Origin of the sequence: Mesorhizobium sp. AR10 (genome assembly GCF_024746795.1) — a bacterium.
GTDB lineage: Bacteria > Pseudomonadota > Alphaproteobacteria > Rhizobiales > Rhizobiaceae > Mesorhizobium.
On sequence record NZ_CP080523.1, the window covers coordinates 481,811 to 501,595 of the forward strand.

19 protein-coding genes and 1 pseudogene are annotated in these 19,785 nt (G+C 61.2%); 11 read left to right on the top strand and 9 right to left on the bottom strand.

Annotated features, from left to right (window positions below):
- Positions 1 to 8: 8 nt before the first annotated feature.
- From LHFGNBLO_RS02315 to LHFGNBLO_RS02345, 7 genes are all read right to left on the bottom strand, one after another.
- Positions 9 to 1,118, bottom strand: coding sequence for an electron transfer flavoprotein subunit alpha/FixB family protein (locus tag LHFGNBLO_RS02315; RefSeq protein ID WP_183455287.1), 1,110 nt, complete (start codon positions 1,116 to 1,118; stop codon positions 9 to 11).
- A 16-nt stretch (positions 1,119 to 1,134) separates the two neighbouring features.
- On the bottom strand, positions 1,135 to 1,986 hold the full coding sequence (locus tag LHFGNBLO_RS02320; protein ID WP_258599908.1) for an electron transfer flavoprotein subunit beta/FixA family protein: 852 nt from the start codon (positions 1,984 to 1,986) through the stop codon (positions 1,135 to 1,137).
- Positions 1,987 to 2,167: 181 nt separating this feature from the next.
- The gene (nifW, locus tag LHFGNBLO_RS02325; RefSeq protein WP_258599910.1) at positions 2,168 to 2,548 is read right to left on the bottom strand and encodes a nitrogenase stabilizing/protective protein NifW; all 381 of its coding nucleotides are present in this window, start codon (positions 2,546 to 2,548) and stop codon (positions 2,168 to 2,170) included.
- Positions 2,532 to 2,855, bottom strand: coding sequence for a hypothetical protein (locus LHFGNBLO_RS02330; protein WP_258599912.1), 324 nt, complete (start codon positions 2,853 to 2,855; stop codon positions 2,532 to 2,534). The genes nifW and LHFGNBLO_RS02330 overlap by 17 nt, the downstream gene beginning before the upstream one ends.
- Before the next feature lie 6 nt (positions 2,856 to 2,861).
- The gene (gene nifV / locus LHFGNBLO_RS02335) at positions 2,862 to 4,013 is read right to left on the bottom strand and encodes a homocitrate synthase (RefSeq protein ID WP_258599914.1); all 1,152 of its coding nucleotides are present in this window, start codon (positions 4,011 to 4,013) and stop codon (positions 2,862 to 2,864) included.
- A complete protein-coding gene (gene nifS, locus LHFGNBLO_RS02340) occupies positions 4,010 to 5,227 on the bottom strand; it encodes a cysteine desulfurase NifS (protein WP_258599918.1) in 1,218 nt (405 codons plus the stop codon). The genes nifV and nifS overlap by 4 nt, the downstream gene beginning before the upstream one ends.
- A gap of 755 nt (positions 5,228 to 5,982) precedes the next feature.
- On the bottom strand, positions 5,983 to 6,303 hold the full coding sequence (locus LHFGNBLO_RS02345) for an iron-sulfur cluster assembly accessory protein (protein WP_183455281.1): 321 nt from the start codon (positions 6,301 to 6,303) through the stop codon (positions 5,983 to 5,985).
- A gap of 718 nt (positions 6,304 to 7,021) precedes the next feature.
- Between LHFGNBLO_RS02345 and LHFGNBLO_RS02350 the strand changes: the two genes are divergently transcribed.
- The gene (locus tag LHFGNBLO_RS02350; RefSeq protein ID WP_258599920.1) at positions 7,022 to 8,089 is read left to right on the top strand and encodes a hemin-degrading factor; all 1,068 of its coding nucleotides are present in this window, start codon (positions 7,022 to 7,024) and stop codon (positions 8,087 to 8,089) included.
- A gap of 5 nt (positions 8,090 to 8,094) precedes the next feature.
- Entirely contained in the window at positions 8,095 to 8,661 is a 567-nt protein-coding gene (locus LHFGNBLO_RS02355) for a hypothetical protein (RefSeq protein WP_258599921.1), read from the top strand.
- Positions 8,662 to 8,683: 22 nt separating this feature from the next.
- On the opposite strand, the gene LHFGNBLO_RS02360 is transcribed toward LHFGNBLO_RS02355, so the two are convergent.
- Both LHFGNBLO_RS02360 and LHFGNBLO_RS02365 read right to left on the bottom strand, forming a co-directional pair.
- Positions 8,684 to 8,860 carry a hypothetical protein gene (locus LHFGNBLO_RS02360; RefSeq protein WP_258599922.1) on the bottom strand — a complete coding sequence of 59 codons (177 nt, stop codon included), beginning with the start codon at positions 8,858 to 8,860 and terminating at the stop codon, positions 8,684 to 8,686.
- Between the two features lie 436 nt (positions 8,861 to 9,296).
- On the bottom strand, positions 9,297 to 10,514 hold the full coding sequence (locus tag LHFGNBLO_RS02365) for an MFS transporter (protein WP_258599923.1): 1,218 nt from the start codon (positions 10,512 to 10,514) through the stop codon (positions 9,297 to 9,299).
- 615 nt (positions 10,515 to 11,129) lie between these two features.
- Between LHFGNBLO_RS02365 and LHFGNBLO_RS02370 the strand changes: the two genes are divergently transcribed.
- The 9 genes and pseudogenes from LHFGNBLO_RS02370 to LHFGNBLO_RS02410 all read left to right on the top strand — a co-directional run bounded on the left by LHFGNBLO_RS02370 (position 11,130) and on the right by LHFGNBLO_RS02410 (position 19,778).
- Complete coding sequence (locus LHFGNBLO_RS02370) at positions 11,130 to 11,498, top strand: hypothetical protein (protein ID WP_244662172.1); 369 nt, start codon at positions 11,130 to 11,132, stop codon at positions 11,496 to 11,498.
- Between the two features lie 11 nt (positions 11,499 to 11,509).
- Positions 11,510 to 12,070 (top strand): type II toxin-antitoxin system VapC family toxin, encoded by a 561-nt coding sequence (locus tag LHFGNBLO_RS02375; RefSeq protein WP_258599924.1) that lies wholly within the window; start codon positions 11,510 to 11,512, stop codon positions 12,068 to 12,070.
- 886 nt (positions 12,071 to 12,956) lie between these two features.
- A complete protein-coding gene (locus LHFGNBLO_RS02380) occupies positions 12,957 to 14,174 on the top strand; it encodes a cytochrome P450 (protein WP_258599926.1) in 1,218 nt (405 codons plus the stop codon).
- A 43-nt stretch (positions 14,175 to 14,217) separates the two neighbouring features.
- Entirely contained in the window at positions 14,218 to 14,463 is a 246-nt protein-coding gene (locus tag LHFGNBLO_RS02385) for a ferredoxin (protein ID WP_258599927.1), read from the top strand.
- 167 nt (positions 14,464 to 14,630) lie between these two features.
- Positions 14,631 to 15,236: a nuclear transport factor 2 family protein gene (locus LHFGNBLO_RS02390; protein ID WP_258599928.1), complete on the top strand. Its 606-nt coding sequence runs from the start codon at positions 14,631 to 14,633 to the stop codon at positions 15,234 to 15,236.
- Between the two features lie 334 nt (positions 15,237 to 15,570).
- Positions 15,571 to 17,172, top strand: a complete 1,602-nt coding sequence (locus tag LHFGNBLO_RS02395) for an SDR family oxidoreductase (RefSeq protein WP_258599931.1) — start codon at positions 15,571 to 15,573, stop codon at positions 17,170 to 17,172.
- A gap of 316 nt (positions 17,173 to 17,488) precedes the next feature.
- Complete coding sequence (locus LHFGNBLO_RS02400; protein ID WP_258599932.1) at positions 17,489 to 18,541, top strand: LLM class flavin-dependent oxidoreductase; 1,053 nt, start codon at positions 17,489 to 17,491, stop codon at positions 18,539 to 18,541.
- Between the two features lie 297 nt (positions 18,542 to 18,838).
- Positions 18,839 to 19,136 (top strand): annotated as a pseudogene (gene fdxB, locus LHFGNBLO_RS02405) (ferredoxin III, nif-specific); the annotation flags it as partial.
- Positions 19,137 to 19,157: 21 nt separating this feature from the next.
- On the top strand, positions 19,158 to 19,778 hold the full coding sequence (locus LHFGNBLO_RS02410) for a nitrogen fixation protein NifQ (protein WP_258600535.1): 621 nt from the start codon (positions 19,158 to 19,160) through the stop codon (positions 19,776 to 19,778).
- Positions 19,779 to 19,785 lie beyond the last annotated feature (7 nt).

Consider the following 19,785-nt stretch of genomic DNA (forward strand, 5'->3'; position numbering starts at 1 on the left):
CCGTTTCCTTAGCTTGCAAGCTTGTCGCGACTGTGCGGAGACAGCCGCCGGGTAAAGGCTTCCGTAAGCGCGGGCAGGAAGCGGATGGCATCGGTCACGATCCCGAGGTGGGCAAAATCGAAAATCGGCGCGGTCGGGTCGGTGTTGATGGCCACGATGAGATCGGCGCCCTCAACTCCAACCCGGTGCTGAATGGCGCCGGAAATCCCCGCCGCAATGTAAAGCTTCGGCCGGATGGTCTTGCCAGTTTGGCCGATCTGTCGATCAGCCGGCATCCAGCCTTTCTGGACCAGCGGGCGCGAACAGCCATGTTCGGCGCCAATTGCTCGAGCGAGATTCTTCACAAGCTGCAGGTTCTCCGCCGCGCCGAGGCCAAGGCCTCCCGCAACCACGACGTCGGCATAGGCGAGATTTGCCTTTGCCGACTGGCTATCAGGCAGGAAGCCGAGGACTTTGGTCACGATCTCGTCCTCGGCCAGAGATACCTTGTGCTGGATGATACGCCCGACGGGCTTATCCGTGCGCTGCGGCATGGGCATGACCCTCGCCCGCACTGTCGCCATCTGCGGCCGGTAGTTGAGCGTGTAGATCGTGCATAACAGGGAACCGCCGAAAGTCGGACGGGTAGCCGCGAGCGAACCGTCGGTATCCACGTCAAGTTCGGTGCAGTCGGCCGTGAGCCCGGTCTGCAAGGTCGTCGCCACGGACCCGGCAAGATCCCTGCCGAGCGTGGTCGCTCCGAGAAGAAGGATCTCGGGTTTGTGGGTATCGACCAGATCCGTCATCACCTTGGTAAACGGCTCATTTCGATAATCGGCGAGCAGCGGTGCCTCGGCGATGTAGACAAGGTCGGCGCCATAAGCGAACGCCTCGGCAACGGCATACCAGGTGGCTTCTCCTGGCGGTCCGAGCACGACGCCCGCAAGCTGGACGCCAAGCTTGTCGGCCAGCTTGCGGCCTTCGCCGAGCAGTTCGAAAGACACGGGATGGACTTGGCCACGTTCGAGTTCGATGAAGACCCAGACGTGCCGGTAGTCCTTGAAACGGTCAGGCAGTTCTTTCTTTATGCCGGCACGGCCGGCGGCAGGGCGAGCGGGTTCTCGATTCGCTGTCGACATTGTCTACTCCTGGCCGTCACGCGCCGTTGTTGAAGGCGAGTTCATGTTCCAGCGGCGGCTGACGGGTGAAGATTGCGGCGATGAGTTCGTCAGCGGCATCGCGCAAGGTCTTCTCCGCGGTCTCGATTTGCTCCGCTTTTTCCGCCCGCGCAGTCGGGGCAAAAACGCGCTTGACGACCGTCGGCGAGCCGCGCAGCCCACATCTGGTAAGGTCCTCAATGCCAGCGGCGACCGCAGTCCACTTGACGATCTGACTGCGCGCGGCGCACAGCGCGTCCTCGAACGAGCCCCGCCGGATCTCGTTTGTGCCTTCCAGCATGGTGATGAGGCAAGGCAGCCTGCTCTTCAGCATCTGCGTGCCGCCTTCGCAGCGGCGCTCGACCTCGATCTCGCGGGCAGCAAGATCAATGGAGCCGATTTTCGCGACGTAGGTGAGTTGTTGGAGGTCGAGGCGCTTGGCTATGCCAGGCCCGACCTGGGCGGTGTCGCCATCGATCGTCTGCTTGCCGGTGAACACGATGTCGGGCGGGCCAAACGTTTCGCCAACCTTCGCTATTGCTTGGGAAAGAGCGAAGGAGGTCGCCAGCGTGTCCGAGCCGGCAAAATAACGGTCGGTCAAGAGCACCGCCCGATCGGCTCCGTAACCGAGCGCCTTGCGTAGCGAGTCTTCTGCCATGGGCGGACCCATGCTGAGCACGGTGACCTCGCCACCATAAGCGTCGCGCAGTCTGAGTGCTTCTTCCAGGGCAAACAAGTCATAAGGGTTGATGATGGTCGGAACACCCTGGCGCATGATCGTGTTCGTCACCGGATGGACCCGTATTTGTGCCGAGTCCGGCACCTGCTTGATGCAGATTACGATGTGCATTGGCGGTTTCTCTAGGCTCCTATCGGGATACGGGCTTGGCAGTTCATCTTCTCCCCCGCATCATTCGTGCCAATTTTGCGTGCCCATATTCCTGGAAGTTCGGTTGGTTGCGCTGAGGGCGGCGTCGTGATGACCGGATTTGTCGGCTTCTCGACAATGTCCCGTCGCAATCGTGTCGCGCTCATTCCTTTTCGAACCGCTTCAATGCGGCGTCGAACGGGACGAAGGTGCGGCCCGGCATGGCAGGTTTGTTCGGATCGTGGTCCTTAAGCACCTTAAAGACACGGTGCGTGAGCGGCGAGGAAGCAGCGAAATCCTCGTAGGCGCGTTCCAGCTTGGTGCGCACCCGCGCGGCGATCACCCGGTCAGGCAGACCGGAGAAATCTTCTTCGGCAAGGTATTCTCCCACGCGCTTCATAATATGGAGCCGTGAGACGTTGAGCACCTTCGGGTCATAGGAAGCGCCAAGGACCGCGAAGAACTCCTCCGCAGCCGAAAGGCCCTTCAGTCGCGCGAGAATGTCCGTCACGTCGACGGTATGGCCATCAGCAGAACAAGTCATTGCACTCTCCCTTGGGTCGGAAACCGTGGTGTCTGGTGCGTTCGTCGCACCGGCTAATCTGCAGTCGCGAATGGGATGCCGTCATCGGGCAGATGACGTCGAGATCGAAGCGGCCATTCAGGAACGCGGCAACGCCGACCAGCGTCACGCGAGGCGGGACGTTCTCCATCAGCGCATGGGCGCCGACCCGGCGGTCGCGCGCCTTCACATCGGCGATGACCTTATGGACCATCAGGGCTAGCCGAGCGGCTTTACGCCGCCCCGCGCGGCTACCAATCCGGAGGAAATGGTCGAGGATAAATGACATCGCCACCTACTCCTTTCCAAGGTCTCGGCCGGCTGCCTCGCTGCGCAGTGTGTCGTAGAGCTCGACCAGTTGAGTTGCGGTGACGGTCGATTTGATCTCGGTCGCCTTGCGGCGGACGCGGGCAACCATCGCGGCTGCCAGATCCGGGTCGAGATCGCGGCCACTATCGCCCAGCACATAGGCGATCGCGGTCGCACCGGAATGCTTGCCAATGACGATTCGCCGGCAGCGGCCCACGAGAGCCGGATCGAGCCCCTGATAGGTACGCGGGTCCTTCAGCAGCCCCGCGACGTGAATGCCGGACTCGTGGCTGAAAACATCGGCGCCGACGATCGGCTTCATGGCCGCGGTCTGCCGGCAGGCGGCCCAAGCCACCTGGGCGGCGAGGTCCGGCAATGCGGTCAGCTCGATGCCTGTATCCGCGCCGTCGAGAACGGCCATCGCGGTGGCCACCTCTTCCAGCGCGGCATTGCCCGCCCGCTCTCCGAGCCCCAGGACGGTGACGGAGGCATGGCGGGCGCCGGCGCGTATTGCTGCCAGCGTGTTGGCGACCGCAAGGCCGAGATCGTTGTGTGCATGGAATTCGAGGTCGATGGGAGACAGCGCCGCGAGCTGAGCGACAATCTCGAAGGTCGAAAAAGGGTCGAGAACGCCGACCGTATCGGCCAGCCTGACGCGCTTTGCGCCGGCTCGCGCGGCCGTCTCAATGACGCGGGCCAGATGATCCCGATCGGCTCGCGAGGCATCCTCGCAGCCGACGGCAACGAAAAAGCCGTGGGCGGCTGCGCGCCCGACCATCTGCGCGATGATCTGGAGCGCTGCCCCCTGATCGAGGCCGAGTTTGGCGGCCAATTGGATGTCCGATGCAGGCAGCGACAGATTGACGGCGGTGACGCCGCTCTCGATCGCCGCCTCGAGATCCCGCGACGTCATCCGGCACCAGGCCGTGAGCCGCACCGGGAGACTCCTGGCGACCGCGGCGCGAATTGTTTCGATCTCGTCGCCGCCCATGCTCGGCGTGCCAATCTCGATCTCTGGGATGCCGGCTGCCGCGAGAGACTCGGCGAGCTCCAGCTTTTCCGCAATGGTGAAGGAGACGCCGGGTGCCTGCTCGCCATCGCGCATGGTGGTATCGTTGAGGAAGACATCACGGTTCATGAAAGGAAGTCTATTCTGCTGCCGCTCTGGCCTAGACCCGATTGATGATCTTCATTACCTCGCCTCGCCGGCCCAGGACTGGGTGAGCCACGCACCTTCTCCACGATCGGCGGCAAGACCTCGAGCACTCGGTCGATGTCCGCTTCGCCGTTGTCGCGCGCGAGGGAGAAGCGGACTGCGCCGTGCGGCGTTTTCATGGCCCTCAGAACGTGGCTCGATTCCAATGAGCCGGAGGTGCACGCGGAGCCGGAGGAACACGCAATTCCGGCGCGGCTGAGGAGAAGTGGGATTCTATCGCCTTCGACATGTGCAAAGCCAATGTTTGCGGTGTTTGGCAACCGCTCCAGCGGATCGCCATTGACGAAGGTGTTTGGGACGCGCTCGAGTATCCCGTCTTCAAGGCGGTCGCGCAGCGACTTTACCCGTGTGGTCGCGTCGTCCACGAATTTCAAGGCGAGTTGGGCCGCCATGCCCAGCCCGGCTATGCCAGGCGTATTCTCGGTGCCCCCACGCCGATCGTGCTCTTGGTGCCCGCCTTTGATCATCGAGCGGAAGGGCACGCCACGTTTTACAAAAAGCGCTCCAATCCCTTTCGGGCCATGCAGCTTGTGGCCGGACAGCGACAGCATGTCGATTGCGGTCGATTTCAGGTCCATGGGAACTTTGCCGACCGCCTGCACAGCATCAGTATGGAAGAGGGCGCCGGCTTCCTTGGCCAACTCAGCAAGCTCGCCAACAGGGAAGATCGTGCCGGTCTCGTTGTTTGCCCACATGATCGAGACGATTGCCACGCGTGGGCTCAGGGCGGACCTGTAGGCGTCGAGGTCGAGCCGGCCCTGGCGATCCACCGGGATCCTGTGCACCGTGACGGCCCGCGTCTTCTCAAGATGCGTGCAGAGTGTCAGCACCGCAGGATGCTCGACCGCGGAAATCAGGATCTCTGTCCGGCTGGGCAACACCTCCAGCGCCGAAAGAATCGCTGCATTGTCGCTTTCCGTCCCGCCCGATGTGAAGATGATCTCATGGTCGAGCTCGGCGCCGATCAGCGCTTGCAGCTGCAGGCGCGCCTTATTCACCGCCGCAAAGGCCGAGGCGCCTAAATCATGCGTCGACGAAGGGTTGCCGAATCGATCCCTAAAGAACGGCAACATCGTTTGAACGACCTCAGGATCGACCCGTGTCGTGGCGTTGTTGTCGAGATAGACAGGTCTCATGCTGTGATCCCTCAGTTGACCAGAACGAAGCGACGCGGGAGATCGGTCGCATGGAGCTCTGGCGCAGGCCCTTGGTGGGTGATGGAGACTGTCGGCCGGTGCAGGCGTCCGAAAGTCTGACGTCGACATGGTCGCCGTCGATATCGTCAAGTTCGCCTCCCCGGCGAGGGCCTCCGGTTAACTCCCCACAGCGTCTACTATCAGTCGAGTTTGCTGCAGCGCCGTCACTGGGCGGCCGGCAACTTCGGGCCCTCCAGGAGCTGAACTGTTTCGGGCGGGGACGTTCCGCGCATCCCACCTGAAGCAATCGCCGGTCCCGAGACGGGCTTCGACCTTGCCTCCTTGTTGAAGGCGCGGGCGTCTGTTTTGGCGGGCGTCTAGACCGGCTCTGCCGCAATAGACCCCGCCGCAGGCATTTCTCCCTGGACCAGTACAAGCACTTCCACGATGGCTGCGAGGCATCCCGGGGCAGCCTTTGTGTAGCAACTGATCTGCTCCATGGCGGTTTGCCGATGGTGAGTTCGATAGCCGCCGACAATGAGGCGACCGCGGCGCGGCCGCTGAAGGTCTGGCGCTCGGCGGCAGTGATCCTTGACGTCCCCCGGTCGATGCCGTTGACAGATTCAAACATGTCGCCGTAGCGGATGGTCCCGAGCTTACCTCCTGAATTGGCTGTTTCCAGAACGTCGGCATGCGTCCGGTTGAAGTGTTCCTTGGCCTTCCCGCTAAAGTTCCACATGCGGCTTCTCGGGCGATCAGCCGAAGGACTTGCCGCAAGCGCACTTCTCCCGCGCGTTGGGATTATCGAAGACGAAGCCGGAGGACTCCAACCCCGTGACAAAGTCGACGGTCATGCCTGCTACATGGGGTTGTGACCCTACGTCCACGAATACCTTGACCCCATCTGCCTCAATGATCGCATCGCCCTCGCGCAAGACGCTCTCGGGGCCCATCGAGTATTTGAAGCCGGCGCAGCCGCCGGTCTGGACCATGATCCGAAAGCCTTCCGCCGGCTCGCTGGCGCGGGAAAGGACGGTCTTGACGGCAGCAACTGCGGTGTGGGTGAGCGTAATCATGGCTCGAATTTCTCCTCAATCCGTTACGCATTTGCGGACGACAGTGCACGTGCCATGCCAAAGTAAAACGTTTTTAAAACAAAAGCTTGGCCCTTCAGCCCTGTGTCGGATGTGCGACATTGTCGGAAGTGCGTACGTCGCTCGTCACGTGAATTGCGCCGTAGCAATCCCGTCCTCGTTCCTGGAAGACGGCTGGGCGACACAACTGATGGTTTGTCTAACCCGCGACACAGTGGTCTCGGCGTGGGTCGTGCCACTCCTGCCTAAACCCTTGACCCGTATGCGAACGTCTTTCCGAGGTCGTTTCTACGCAATTGGCACGACTTTTGAAGCCCCGCTTTGGAAGGCGGCACAACTGCCGACCGACACTGATTCGCGGGTGGCCTCGCGATCAGTGGAACGATGTAAGGGAAGCAAGATGTCAGGTTTTGACCAGATCCGCTTTCTGAAGGAAAGCAGCCCGGCCCGTCCACCCCCAAACGCGGGATCGCTCGGTTGGCGTCGACCTCTACAATCGCTCGCTACCAGCCAGTCGCCGGCGACCGCTTGATGGGAGACCGACATCTCGCTGTCAGTCTCGTTGCGCCGTCGTACAGGAGCCAGCGCCTTTCGAGCCGGTGGTCCTGGCCGAGCAAAAGATCGGCATCGAGCACACGGGCGCGCTCGATTGGAACAGGACAGCTGATCCTCAACAATTATGTGGAAGCAGGGGTAAGACATGGACCAGCGCGAGAAACCCTCTCCGGACCAAATCCGGCGGGCACAGGAAGACAGTCCGAAAATCCGCGAGCATGATCTCGCCGCCAAATTGAGCATTTCGGAAGCGGAGCTGGTCGCGGCGCATTGCGGTTCCGGCGCGGCGCGCATCGAGCCGCGCGTCAATGATCTGCTGATAGGCCTCGAAGCCGTGGGCGAGGTGAGGGCGGTGACCCGAAATCAAAGTGCCGTGCACGAGAAGATTGGCTTGTACAACAAGGTCGTAACCGGCAGCCACCATGCCATGGTTCTCGGCGACGACATCAACCTGCGCATCTTCCCGAAGGGTTGGGCGCATGGCTTTGCCGTTGAAAAGCGCGACGACGGCAACATCCGCCGCAGCCTGCAATTCTTCGACGCTGCCGGCGCAGCAGTGCATCAGGTGGATGTCAGGCCGGCCTCCAACCTCTACGCCTATCAAAAGCTGGTGGCGGAGCTCGCATCCTCGAACCAGGAGCCGATCTTGCGGGTTAAGGCAAACGGAGCCGACTCTGACGCAGAGGTTCGGGACCAAGCCGCCATGGTCACGGAGCTGCGCGAGCACTGGAGCCGGCTGACCGACGTGCATCAGTTCTTCGACATGCTGAAGACGCTGAAGCTCAGTCGCTGCCGGGCGCTGCGCATGGTTGGCCAGGATTACGCCTGGCAACTCGACAATGCCGCCGTTGGCGCCATGTTCCAATGCGCGAGCGAAGACGAGATGCCGATCATGTGCTTCGTCGGCAACCGTGGCTGCATCCAGATCCATTCCGGCCCGATCAAGTCGGTCAAGCCCATCGGGCCGCGGATCAATGTGCTGGACGAAACCTTCCGCCTGCATCTCACAACCCACCACATCCGCGAGGTTTGGGCCGTGCGCAAGCCGACCAGGGACGGTCACCTCACCTCACTCGAAGCCTATGGCGCCGACGGCAGAATGATCATCCAGTTCTTCGGCGAACGCCGCGAAGGCGAATGCGAGCGCGGCGACTGGCGGCTCCTGGCCGAGACCCTGCCGCGTATTCCAACCCCGACGGACCGCGTGAGGTAAGACCGATGCATGGTGATTTCCGTTTTCGCTCGGTGCCCGCGCCGGTAATGTGGGTTCTGCTGGCTACCGCTCTGCCTGCCGCTGCCACCGAGGGCGCAGCTGTCTTTTCGGATCCGCCGCGGATCGCCTCGATTGGAGGTTCCATCGCCGAGATTGCCTATGCCGTTGGAGAGTATGGTCATCATAGCTCCCGTTTCGACGACCCGAACGCCGCGCTGAAGCTATGGCTCAGCTGCCCCGCGCAGGGGGGGTCTGTCGCTCCAGGGTCCAACATTCTGGCCTTGCTCGACGGAGGGCAAGTGATGGACGTGAAATCGATTGGTCCCATTATCACTATGCCAGAGCACTGCCTCCACAAAGGCATACTCGAAAGATCCGCGTCGCCGGCAAGGCGCGGTCGACGCCAGGGCCAGGAAGTCCTGTGCCGACAGGGCATAGGCCGAAAAGCAGACGGCCTCGATCAAAGGACGCGGAAAGACCGCGAACGCTTGGTCTATGCAGCCGCACGCAAGGTATTCATTGCGCCATTCCTTGCTTGTGACCTGTACAACCTCTGGAGGCGCAACATCTAGCTACAGACAAAATCCAGTGTTTTCAGCATTGATGGTAGTGCTGGATGTACAGCAGGTCGGCATGCCTTGGGCGGCCGGGCCGGGGTTGGCGGGACCAGATGAGCTGGAGGCGGTCCTCTCCTTCGACCTGGATGGCAGCCGGGAAGCTCGAGTCGTTGATGTCGCGACGCCGCGCCAAAAAAGGCCCGGCATTCAGCATCGGCACCAATCCTGCTCATCGCGTAAACTGCAATTTGTCGCCGGGAGGAGCCATGGGTAGACAAGCTGTTCATCTGTGAGATCAAGCCGTCCGAAACTGGCAACCAGAATAACGCGATCCGGGGAGACGTCGCTCCTCAAGCGTGTCGCCGCCATTGCGAGAGACCGGAAACGAGTCGACGCTTCTAGAACCGCGCCTAGTCACCATCAGCTGCCAAGCGCGACCGGCGCTCGCCCGGGCTGCGTAACCCTGACCAACTCCGCCCGGGCGAACGCTGACCGCTCCCCGTAGGCGCGGAGGTGGGCCGGTGAGGGCGCTGGCGCTTGTCCATGCCCGATCTGAAGCCGACGTTGAAGTGACAGTAGCCGCGATCCAGGCGGCTGATGCGATTGCATCTCTCAGCGCGCTGAGCTGAAGGCATTGCCTGTCGGGCCGTCTAGGTTGCGCGCTTCGGGCCAAGCAGGAAAACTGTGAGGGCGGCGAGGAACGTGGCAACCGCGCTGTAGGCAAAGACACTGTGAACGCCGGCATATTTCACCAGTAGTCCGCCGAAAATCGCGCCCGCCGCGATGGCCACTTGGAACGTTGCGGCCGTCAGCACACCGGCGCTTTCGGCCTGCCCGGGAACGGCGCGCAGCACCATCCACGTCTGTAATCCCACCGGCACCGCACCGAAGGCAAAGCTCCATACGACAATCGCAATCGCCGAGGCCCAGGCCGATGCTCCCAGCATCAGCAACGAGACAGCGGCTATCGCCATGAGCAGGGATGGCAGGGCCGCGACTGCCTTGAGGCTGTGTTGGGCCAGGAATGCGCCAGCTAAATTGCCGAAGATGCCGCCTATGCCAGAAGCGAGCAATACCAGCGGGATTGTCTTGCTATCGAGCGCGGGAATCCTCTCAAGGACGGCGCGGATGTAGGTGAAGCTGGCAAAGTGCCCAGAAGCGACCAGGACTATGACTAAAAGGGCGACCTTGACGGTCGGCTTTTTGGCCACATCCAGCAGACTTCGGAATCCAGCCATTTCAACCGGAGGCAGCGTCGGCATCGTTACGAGTTGCACCAGCAGTGTAACGGCATTAACGACCGCGGTGATCATGAAGGGCTCTCGCCATCCCCAGATGTCGCTGACATAGGCGCCGATTGGAGGCGCGCATACGACAGCGACCGAAACGCCGGTGAGGATGATTGACATGGCGCGCGGCAGAAGGTGATTTGGAACGAGCCGCATCGCCACCGATGCCGAAATCGACCAGAAGCCTCCGAGCGCAATGCCGAACACGACGCGCGCCGCCAGGAAAACCGGCAGCGACCACGCGACTTCCGCCAGAAGGTTGGACAGGATCTGCAGCAGCATCATCGCCCACAGTACGATCCTGCGGTCCAGGCGCTTTGTGATGATGGCCATCGTCGGCGCCGAGATCGCCGCAGCAATCGCGGTCGCTGTCATCGTCTGTCCAGCCGCACCCTCGGTGATACCGAGATCGTGCGCGAGCAGCGTCAGCACGCTGGCCGGTAGAAACTCTGCCGTCACCAGCCCGAAGGTGCCCAAGGCAAGCGAAATGACCGCACCCCATGCGGGACGCGACCGTTCATCTGGCTTTTTTGGGTCGTGCGGAACAGCCTCCAGGAAGCCTGTCGCGGATTCGGTCATCGATAAGCTCGCCAGTTTGGATGCTGCAAAATGGATTGGCTGCGTTGACGCATTAAAGCCAGAAGCGCCGCTGCTCCCGGCGTTCCACGGAAGATGTTCATCGCTGCCGGACATGTTGTGATAGTGCCGCGTGCAATATCCGTGCCGGCTTCTCTGAGCTGGACGAGGGTGTCATTGTTGGAAGGCACTCCATCGGGCGATTCTATGGCTACCATCACCTTCGGTCTCGGGCCGGCCATGCGCAAAGCAGCTAGCGAGGACGGAAGTCTGAAGGAAACGATGTCCCGCGGCGGGAACGGGGGCACGCTCTCCTCAGCGCTCCTACAGAGCTTCGCGTCTCGGCCATGGTTCTGCTTGTAGCTTTCTTCGTGCCATGATGGGCTTTAACGATGAGAGCAAGCGCCATACCGCTTTACTTGGAGGCACCCGATCGATTTTTTGCAGCGACCCTTTTTGGCTTTAGCAGGAGCCCTTCGCCGAGACCGAGCACGCCGCACATTTGCCGGAACGAATGACTGCTCAGCAATCTGAGCGAGCTTCCGAGTGACAAAGCAGCTCCCACCTGTTATGTTCGACAAAACACACGCCTTGGCTAACAGCGTCGGAGATGGCGATATGACGAAGACCCTGGGAATGCGGTCGTTATCGACTGCTCCGCAACAGCGCCTCGTTGCGAAAAAGAAGCGCAAGCGGAGTCTGATCCGTAAGGACGCCAACAAGGACATGCCGGGCGAGCAGAAGTTTGTCGTTCGGCAGACGCTTCGTGCTGCCATTCGCAAAGGCCTGATCGGCTCTAAAGACGAGCGGATCACAGCACGTTTGAGCCATGCCCTCATTGAGCAGGCTAAGCGCCAGACGGGCATTAAGGGTGACACCGAGCTGCTTGAATTCGCTCTTGCGAATGTCGCGCTCGAGGACAATTTCCCCGCGACCATGGACAAGCTCGCGGGAACCATCGATCCAGACATCAAGCTCGGCTTCTGATTGAGGTTTGAGTGTCAGAATTTGATGTTGAAGCAGCCCTTCGCTCGCTTCGTGGCTTTCCAACCAAAACACTTGCTCGCCGACCTGATGATCAGCTGCCCTTCGTGAACGAGGGCGAGCTCGGCGGGCAAGCGCTATTGCTCGACACCTGTGTGTACATCGACAGGCTCCAAGGCAAAGCGCCTGCGTTGGTGAAGCAGATTATGGACGGTCGGCACAACAACCATTCAGCCATCTGCATCCAGGAGTTGGCCCACACGCTTGGTGTCCTGAAGCCCGACGATCCCCGCACCGGGGGCGTGCATAAGGCTGTGTCCGAGGTAATCCGATCCATGCCCGGACACCGGATCCTAACGCCCGATGCCGACGTCCTTGGCCGCGCTGCTGTTCTGAATGGCGTGCTCTGTCGCCTGCAGCGCTACCAGGATGACCAGAAGCTGCGCTGCCTGCATGACTGCACTCTGTATCTGCAGGCATCGAAATCGGGGCTTGTCCTGTTGACTCGGAACACCGCCGACTACGACTTCTGCCGACAAGTCACTCCTGGGGGCAAAGTGCTTTTCTACAGGTAGCGCCACTCTCAATGGATTGAGGAGGAAGGTTTATTCTTTGACACCGACATGCCTATCAAAACAATCTGCACGTCGGGAAGCACGTCTTTAGACAACACCAAAATCGGTCGGGGCGACGGTTTAGAAATGCCGCATAGCAGCTGTTCCGCACGGCTGCGTCCAGCCTCCGTCCGCCACCCTCTGAGACTTGAAAATAGCCATTCGCTATCAACGGGTTGAATAAGCTTTTGCTACCTCTTGCCGCACATTCGCTTGGTCACCGGGACCGAGCAATGGTGCTATATGGTTAGGGTAAATCTGCACTTCCGCACCGGCTCGGGAAAGAGGTAAGCCGTTCCGGACGGGCCGGCCGATGCATTGTCGCACACTGGCTGGCACTGTGTGTCGACCGCGTAAGGAGCGCTGTCTCTAGATCGTGCGCAGTCGCGAACACACGCTGTGGCAGCATCCACGACGCGCACTGTTGCTATTCCCGCTCTGTCGAGGGGGCTTTGACATCCTCCAGCTCTTCAGCAAGCGCGCCACTCCGGAAGTGGTGAGGACCAAATTCGGCTCGGGTCGCGGCGTTTGCATGCTTGAGGGTCCTTTCATTTGCTCCTTCGTGTGTCCGAAGCTGAACAAGAATGTCGCAATCCGACCAAAAGGCCGCCAAGACCGGGCCACCGGTTCGGGCCAACTGGTGCAACGCAAACGGTGCGCTAATCGGCACGCAACTTGCCCCGACAAGTTTAGTCAGGGGACGTCAGCACTGCTTGATGGAGTTCAGCGGTGACGGCCAATCTTTACGGCGCCTGAGCCAGGACGTGCCGAACGCTGGTAATCGACGTGTGACCAGCCGTGGGATCCCGATCGAGCGCCAGAACGCCTGACATTGAGGAGAAGCCAAATGGCGATTAACTGGGTTCCAGATCACATCCCGCCCGAAATGGTGAGGGACTTCAGCCTGTTTACGTCGCCAGGCATGCTGCCGGCGCCCAACGGGGACCCGCACGCAGCGGTCGCTTGCGTCCATGCCGGGCCGCCGATCTTCTATTCTCCCTACAACACGCGCGATGGCCGCGGCACCTGGGTCATCACTCGCGCCAGCGACCAGCGCCGGGTGCTGCAGGACGCTGAAACCTTTTCGAGCCATCGCAGCATCTTCGCATCCGCGCTGGGCGAAAACTGGCCGATGATCCCGCTCGAACTTGACCCACCGGCCCATGGCGTTTTTCGCTCACTGCTCAATCCGCTGCTTTCGCCAAAGCGGGCCATGGTATTGGAGCCGGCTATCCGCGAGCGAGCGGTCGCGCTGATCGATAGGATTGCGGCAGCGGGCACAAGCTGCGACGTCATGAAGGAGTTCGCCTTTCCTTTCACGGCCAACATCTTCCTTCGCTTTCTAGGGTTGCCGGATCACCGGCTCGATACATTTGTCGGCTGGACGAAAGATCTCATCCACGGCGACCATCTGAAACGACCGGCCGCTGCCCAGGCAATTGTTGCCTTTATCGACGAGCTTGCGACCAAGCGCCGCAAGGACCCGGTCGACGATTTTATGACCTTCATAGTGCAGGCACAGGTCGAGGGCCGCCAGCTAAGCGACGTGGAAGTCCGTGGCATCGGCGTGCTTGTGTTCGTCGCGGGGCTCGACACGGTGGCAGCTGCTATAGGCTTTGACTTGGCGTATCTCGCCCGCAACCTCAAAGATCAGGAACTGCTGCGGAGCGAACCGGACCGGATCGCGCTCGCAGCTGAAGAATTGCTGCGCGCCTATCCGACCGTTCAGATGATCCGAGTGGCAACCAAGGACATCGACTTCGAAGGCGCGCCGATCCGTAAGGGGGATTACGTTTCCTGCGCCACGATGATTGCCAATCGTGACCCGGCAGAATTCGAATGCCCCAACACGATCGATCTGGCGCGAGAGAACAACCGCCACGCCGCCTTTGGCTATGGTCCCCACCGCTGTCTTGGCTCACACCTTGCCCGGCGAGAGATTGTCATTGGCCTGGAGGAGTGGCTGGCGCGCATTCCGGCCTTCCGGATCAAGAAAGGTACGGCACCCATCACCTCTGGCGGCCATGTATTCGGGATCAAAAATCTGATCCTGCATTGGTCCTGATGGAGCCCAGCCCCGAGCGGGCACGGAAATTGAAGGTAGCGGTATGCGCATCATCGTCCATAAACCCAAATGCCAGGGTCACGCGCGATGCTCGGCGCAAGCGCCCGATATCTTCAAGCTCGATGACGAGGGCTACATCCTGCCTGGTGACATTGAGGTTGCGGAGGGGAAGCACCTACTTGCGTCACGAGGCACGCGATCTTGCCCCGAACGTGCACTGGAACTCGACGCTACACCCGCTGCGCGGGCTGAATCGGATGTCATTAAACCGAGAGGCCGGCGGGTTTGATTGCGGGTCGACCATGTGGCCGCACACTGGAAAGAACGGCATGCGGCGCGCCGCCGTCCTGGGCCAACGGTGCAGGGGCATCTCCGGAAACGAGGTGCTCCCATGGTGTGAAAAAACTTGGGCGGTTTAGCGAACCTCTTCCGATCACAGGATTTGCGACAAAGACGATGGACCAGGGAAAAATTACCGAACTACTCGACCGTGAAGCGATCCGCGACTGCCTCTATCGGTACTGCCGCGGGATAGACCGCGCGGACGAGGCGGCGTTGCGCAGCGCGTACTGGCTCGATGCGCATGACAATCACGGCGCCTATTGCGGCTCGGCAGAGGGCTTCATCCGGTTTGCGCTCGGGGTCTTCCAGACCGGGCCTCGCAACATCCATCAGATCACGAACATCCTGATTGAATTCATCACCCCGACAGAAGCCGCGGTCGAGAGCTATTTCACCGCGCTGCAACGCGGACCGGACAAACACGGAGAAGTACGCCAGACGCTCCTCTGCGGGCGTTACTGCGATCTGTTTCAGAAAAGGGAAGGGGAGTGGCGGATTGCCGAACGGACGGTGGTCTACGATTGGCTCGAGGAGCAGATCCCAGCAGCGATCCCTGAGGCAGAACGGTTCGGGTCGCGGCAGCCTATCGGCGCACCTCATCCGGATGACCCAGTCTACGCGCTTGAGAAGCATCGCATCCTCCTCGCCATCAGGCCTGCAGAGGTTCCGAACGGAGACAAAAGCTATGATGATTTTGCAATGGCACAGCGATCCCGGTGAGAGCCTGCCCGGTAAAGACGTAGCCGAGAGGATTGTCTTTCTGCCCCGTAGCGGTGTGACCGCAACAGCGGTCTGCTCTGTCGCTGATAAATTTGCTGACGCAAGAACGGGACTCTGTTGCGCGGCAGTCACCGACCCCCAAGCTCAGACCGGAGGACCGGTTCGCAGAGGCAAGTGGCTTACCTGGATCCAGATCGCCTCTCATCAAAGGGTCCGTCGCCAGCTTCGCCGGCCAACTGGCCATCACCAGGACGTGCTGCTTTGCCGCAACGGATCATTTGGCCGCCCAATATTGATGGGGTGACATCGCAGAGGCTCGGCGCGGAGAAGTTCTATGAAGCGGGCAGGACGCATCGTCATCATTACAGGCGCCGCGGGCGGGATCGGCCGGGCCCTGGTCGATATTCTTGCCGGGGGTGGAGACACTGTTGTTGCAGTGGACCTTCCGGGCAGCGGCGTGGTTGAACTGGCCCGTGGCCTCGGCGACCCGCATCTTGGCCTCGAATGCGACGTCTCGCGAGACGTGGAAGTCCTCGCCCTTTATGGCCGGGTCGAAGCGCAGTTCGCTCAGATCGACGTTCTCATCAACAACGCGGCCATCGGACCGACCATGACTGCGACTGTCGACACGGCAGCCGATGCCTTCCGGCGCGGCTTGGCAGTAAACCTGATTGGGCCGTTTGTCATGGCCCGCGAAGCGGCGAGGCGGATGAAGCCGGACGGCGCCATCGTCAACGTCGCTTCGCTGGCGGGGATGGTCGGCAGTCCCAGGCGCAATGCCTACGCAGCCTCGAAAGCGGGCCTGATCTCGTTGACGAAGTCGCTTGCATGCGAATGGGCTTCGCGCGGGATACGCGTGACGGCGGTTGCGCCAGGCTATGTGCGCACGCCGATGGTCGCAGAACTGGAACGCGCGGGTAAAATGGACCTTGCGGCGATACGCCGCCGCGTGCCGATGGGGCGCATGGCTCGGCCCGACGAGATCGCCCGGGCCGTGCGTTTTCTGACCAGCGTTGAGGCGCGCTACATCACCGGATCAGTGCTGGTGGTCGACGGCGGCTGGACGTCATTCAACCTGCCGGGGGACGCGCACCCGGCGGTGGAAGGGACGCCCAGAGCCGAGCTCTCTTCTGAGAGCGAACGAACCGATGCGCGAATCGTGCTCGTCACGGGTGGCGCGAACGGCATAGGCGCCGCCATAGTTCGCCGTTTTGCAGCGACCGGCGATACCGTCGTGATTGCTGATAAAGATCGCGCTGCCGCCACTGTACTCGCTGGATCGCTCGGCGGAAAGAACCTGGCGAAACTCGTGGATGTGGCCATCGAGAGCGAGGTGGTGGCGCTGTTCGAGGAGATGAGGGGACGCTTCGGGCGCATCGACATCCTCGTCAACGGTGCTGCTATTGCCGACACCTTTGTGGCGGGCATCGAACAAATGCCGGCAGAAATCGACCAGGTCCTGGGTGTCAACCTCACCGGCGCCTTCACTTGCGCGCGTGAGGCGGCCAAAGCGATGCGCCCCGGCGGCGTGATCCTCAATCTCGGATCGATCAACAGCTTTCTGCCCTTTGCGCCGCGCCATGCCTACGGCGCCTCGAAAGCGGGGTTGGACATGCTGACCCGATGCATGGCGGCCGAACTCGGGCCGGTCGGCATTCGGACAGCCACCGTCGCTCCCGGTTACATCCGCACGCCTGCACTTGCTCAGTTGGTGAAGGCCGGCCGCATCGACTCAACAGCGATCGCACGACGAATCCCGATGGGCATGATGGGACGGCCGGAAGACGTCGCAGACGCGGCGTTTTTCCTCGCTTCGTCTGACGCCTCATACATCAACGGCTCGATCCTCTATGTGGACGGCGGCTGGACCTCGTTCGGCGATGCGGGAAATGCCAGCGAATTCTATGACGAATATTTTGCGGAGGACGCGGGTTGATTATCGCCATTCGCCATTCGCCATTCGACGGCTGCGGCTCGTCGAAGCCGACGACATCCAAGGCTTCAAGCTCGGCCCGCGCCGCGCCCGCAGCGCTGTCTACGATCGAAGATGTTCGGCGGCGACGAACACGTCCGCATCGCGGTCGAAGCAGTTCCACCCGCTCGCGGGCGCGCGTGCAACCGCAGAATGCGAGCGGTTTGCCGCAAGACTATGCCGCCGCCAAGCATCGGATCCACACCGTGGCCAAAGCCTTCTGTGCGCATGCCGATCGCATTCCCTGATCTACCAATTCCCTCTGGAGAGATGAAAGACCATGGAATTCGCAACCTTCATCCTGGCCGCCCAGCGCGGCTATCATCAATCTTCCGACAGCGTCATCCGCAACTCAATCGAACAAGCCGTTCTTTCGGAGCAGGCTGGCTTCAACACCGCTTGGTTCGCCGAGCACCACTTCAACAATTACAGCCTTGTTCCGTCGCCCTTGATGATGGTAGCGCACTGCGCCGGCCTGACAACCACCATTCGCCTCGGCACTGCCGTCTGCGTGTTGCCGCTCTATCACCCGCAGCGACTGCTTTCCGAGATCGGCTTCGCCGACGTCGTGGCGAACGGCCGTCTCGAGCTCGGAGTCGGCGTGGGATACCAGCAATTCGAGTTCGAACGCTTCGGCGTCAACATCGATGAGGCGCCGGCCATCTTTTCGGAATATCTGGACATCCTTCTGAAGGGCCTCAACCAAAATATCTTCGAGCACGATGGCCGGTATGAGAAGATACCCCCGACGGCGATTTCGGTGCCCACCGTCCAGAAGCCGACCCCGCCGATCTGGATCGCCGGCGGTCCCCCGCGCATGAGCCGGGCCTATCGCGAGGGACACAATTTCTTTGTCACAGCATTCCACAACGGCTTAGAGACTTTGAGCACGCTGCGCGAATCGATCGAGGAGGCGGCGGCTTCCGAAGGTAAGAATGTCACGGACGCCAAGATATCGCTGCTGCGTTGCTGCTATGCCAGCGACGACCAGGCAGAGATAAACAGCTATCTCGACAATGCCCGCTTCCAGCGCCGGCTGTCTGAGGCACTGCATCAGCGCCGCCAGCAGAGCCTGGACGGCTATTTGCTGCAGGAAACGCCGACGCAGCAGGATCTGTCATTGGAGACTATGCGCGAGAACCTGCCGATCGGCAGCGTGAATCGCGTGATTGATCGCCTACTGGAAGAGATGGATATCCTGAAACCGGACCAGATCGCAATTCAGACCCAATTGGGGGATTTCGACCAAAAGACAATGCTGCGCCAGATCGAGCTCTGGGGAGACAAGATCATCCCGGCGGTCAACAAGTCCCTCCCTCAGGCGAGGGTTTGAAATCCGCAACGGCTTGAGCTTCCACCTCATCTGCTTGTCGTCTCGAAAGGGCAGAAGCGCGCGCACAAGGTAGGACGGATTCTCCAGGTCGCTTGTCGCGATGGGGTTGGGGGTAACCTATGTCGAAGATCAGTCAAACCAGTGCCTTGCCAGGCTATCCATCGCTGTGGCTCCGGTCTGCGGCCCGGAAGCGGTGTCACTACGCCGCTCGCATAGTGAGGATGCGGCTTCCGCATGCCCGCGGTACCCCGGGCGCTCAGCAGCTGCAAGAAAGCTCCATGCATTGGGGAACTCCCGATGAGCGCTTTCGTCACCCGCGACGCCTCCAGATGGGTGCCGCGATATCTGACCACTCTCGACGGCACGACCTGCATCGGCTTCGGCCGCTGCTTCAAGGTCTGCTCGCGCGCGCGGTGCACCTCCATAGCGTCGATCAGCGAGTGAACCCCTCGGTGCCGGCGAGGGCGAACACCTCGACGCCGAGCTCAACCGCATGATCATGCTCGTCGACCAGGCCGGCCGCTGCATTGGCTGCGGCGCCCGCGTTTACCCAAAGAACTGCCAGACGCATGTTGCGGCCGACAAGGTCGCGGCAGACGACCAGGAGAACGGCACCATGTTCGCTCATCACTATGGTTGGCTCTGCGCCCGCCAATGGCCGCGGATCGAGTTGAAGAGGGGGTTCGATCAGCATGTGCTTGCCTGTGTGCTTTCGTGTGCGCTCGAGGAGGTCGAGGCCGGCGAGGCGACGGCGACGGAGTCGACTGGCCTTTCGCGCGCAGAGCTGCGCGACGTGCTGACCCACAGTTTCCGCGCTACCGCGATGAACGCCTTCGCCTTGGACGAGCTATGCGACCCCAAGCCGGAAATGGAAGAAGAACTTCTGCACAGCCTGCTGCTGGCGCATGCCCGGCCGGGCGACCCGGCGAGCGCCTGGTTCGCTAAGATCGTCGCCCGGCGTGCCATGCGCAACAACCATCTCTGGCAGGATCTTGGCCTTCTCAATCGGGCCGAGCTCAGCCGCCTGCTTTCCACGCATTTTCCGACCTTGGCAGCCGGCAACACCCAAAACATGAAATGGAAGAAGTACTTCTACCGCAAACTCTGCGAGGCCGAAGGTTTTTCGCTATGCACCGCGCCCACTTGCCGGGAATGCAATGATTTCGAAAGCTGCTTCGGCCCCGAGCAAGGCGAAAGCCGCCTCGCACACATCAAGAACGGGATCGCTTTGGATTAAGCGCCGC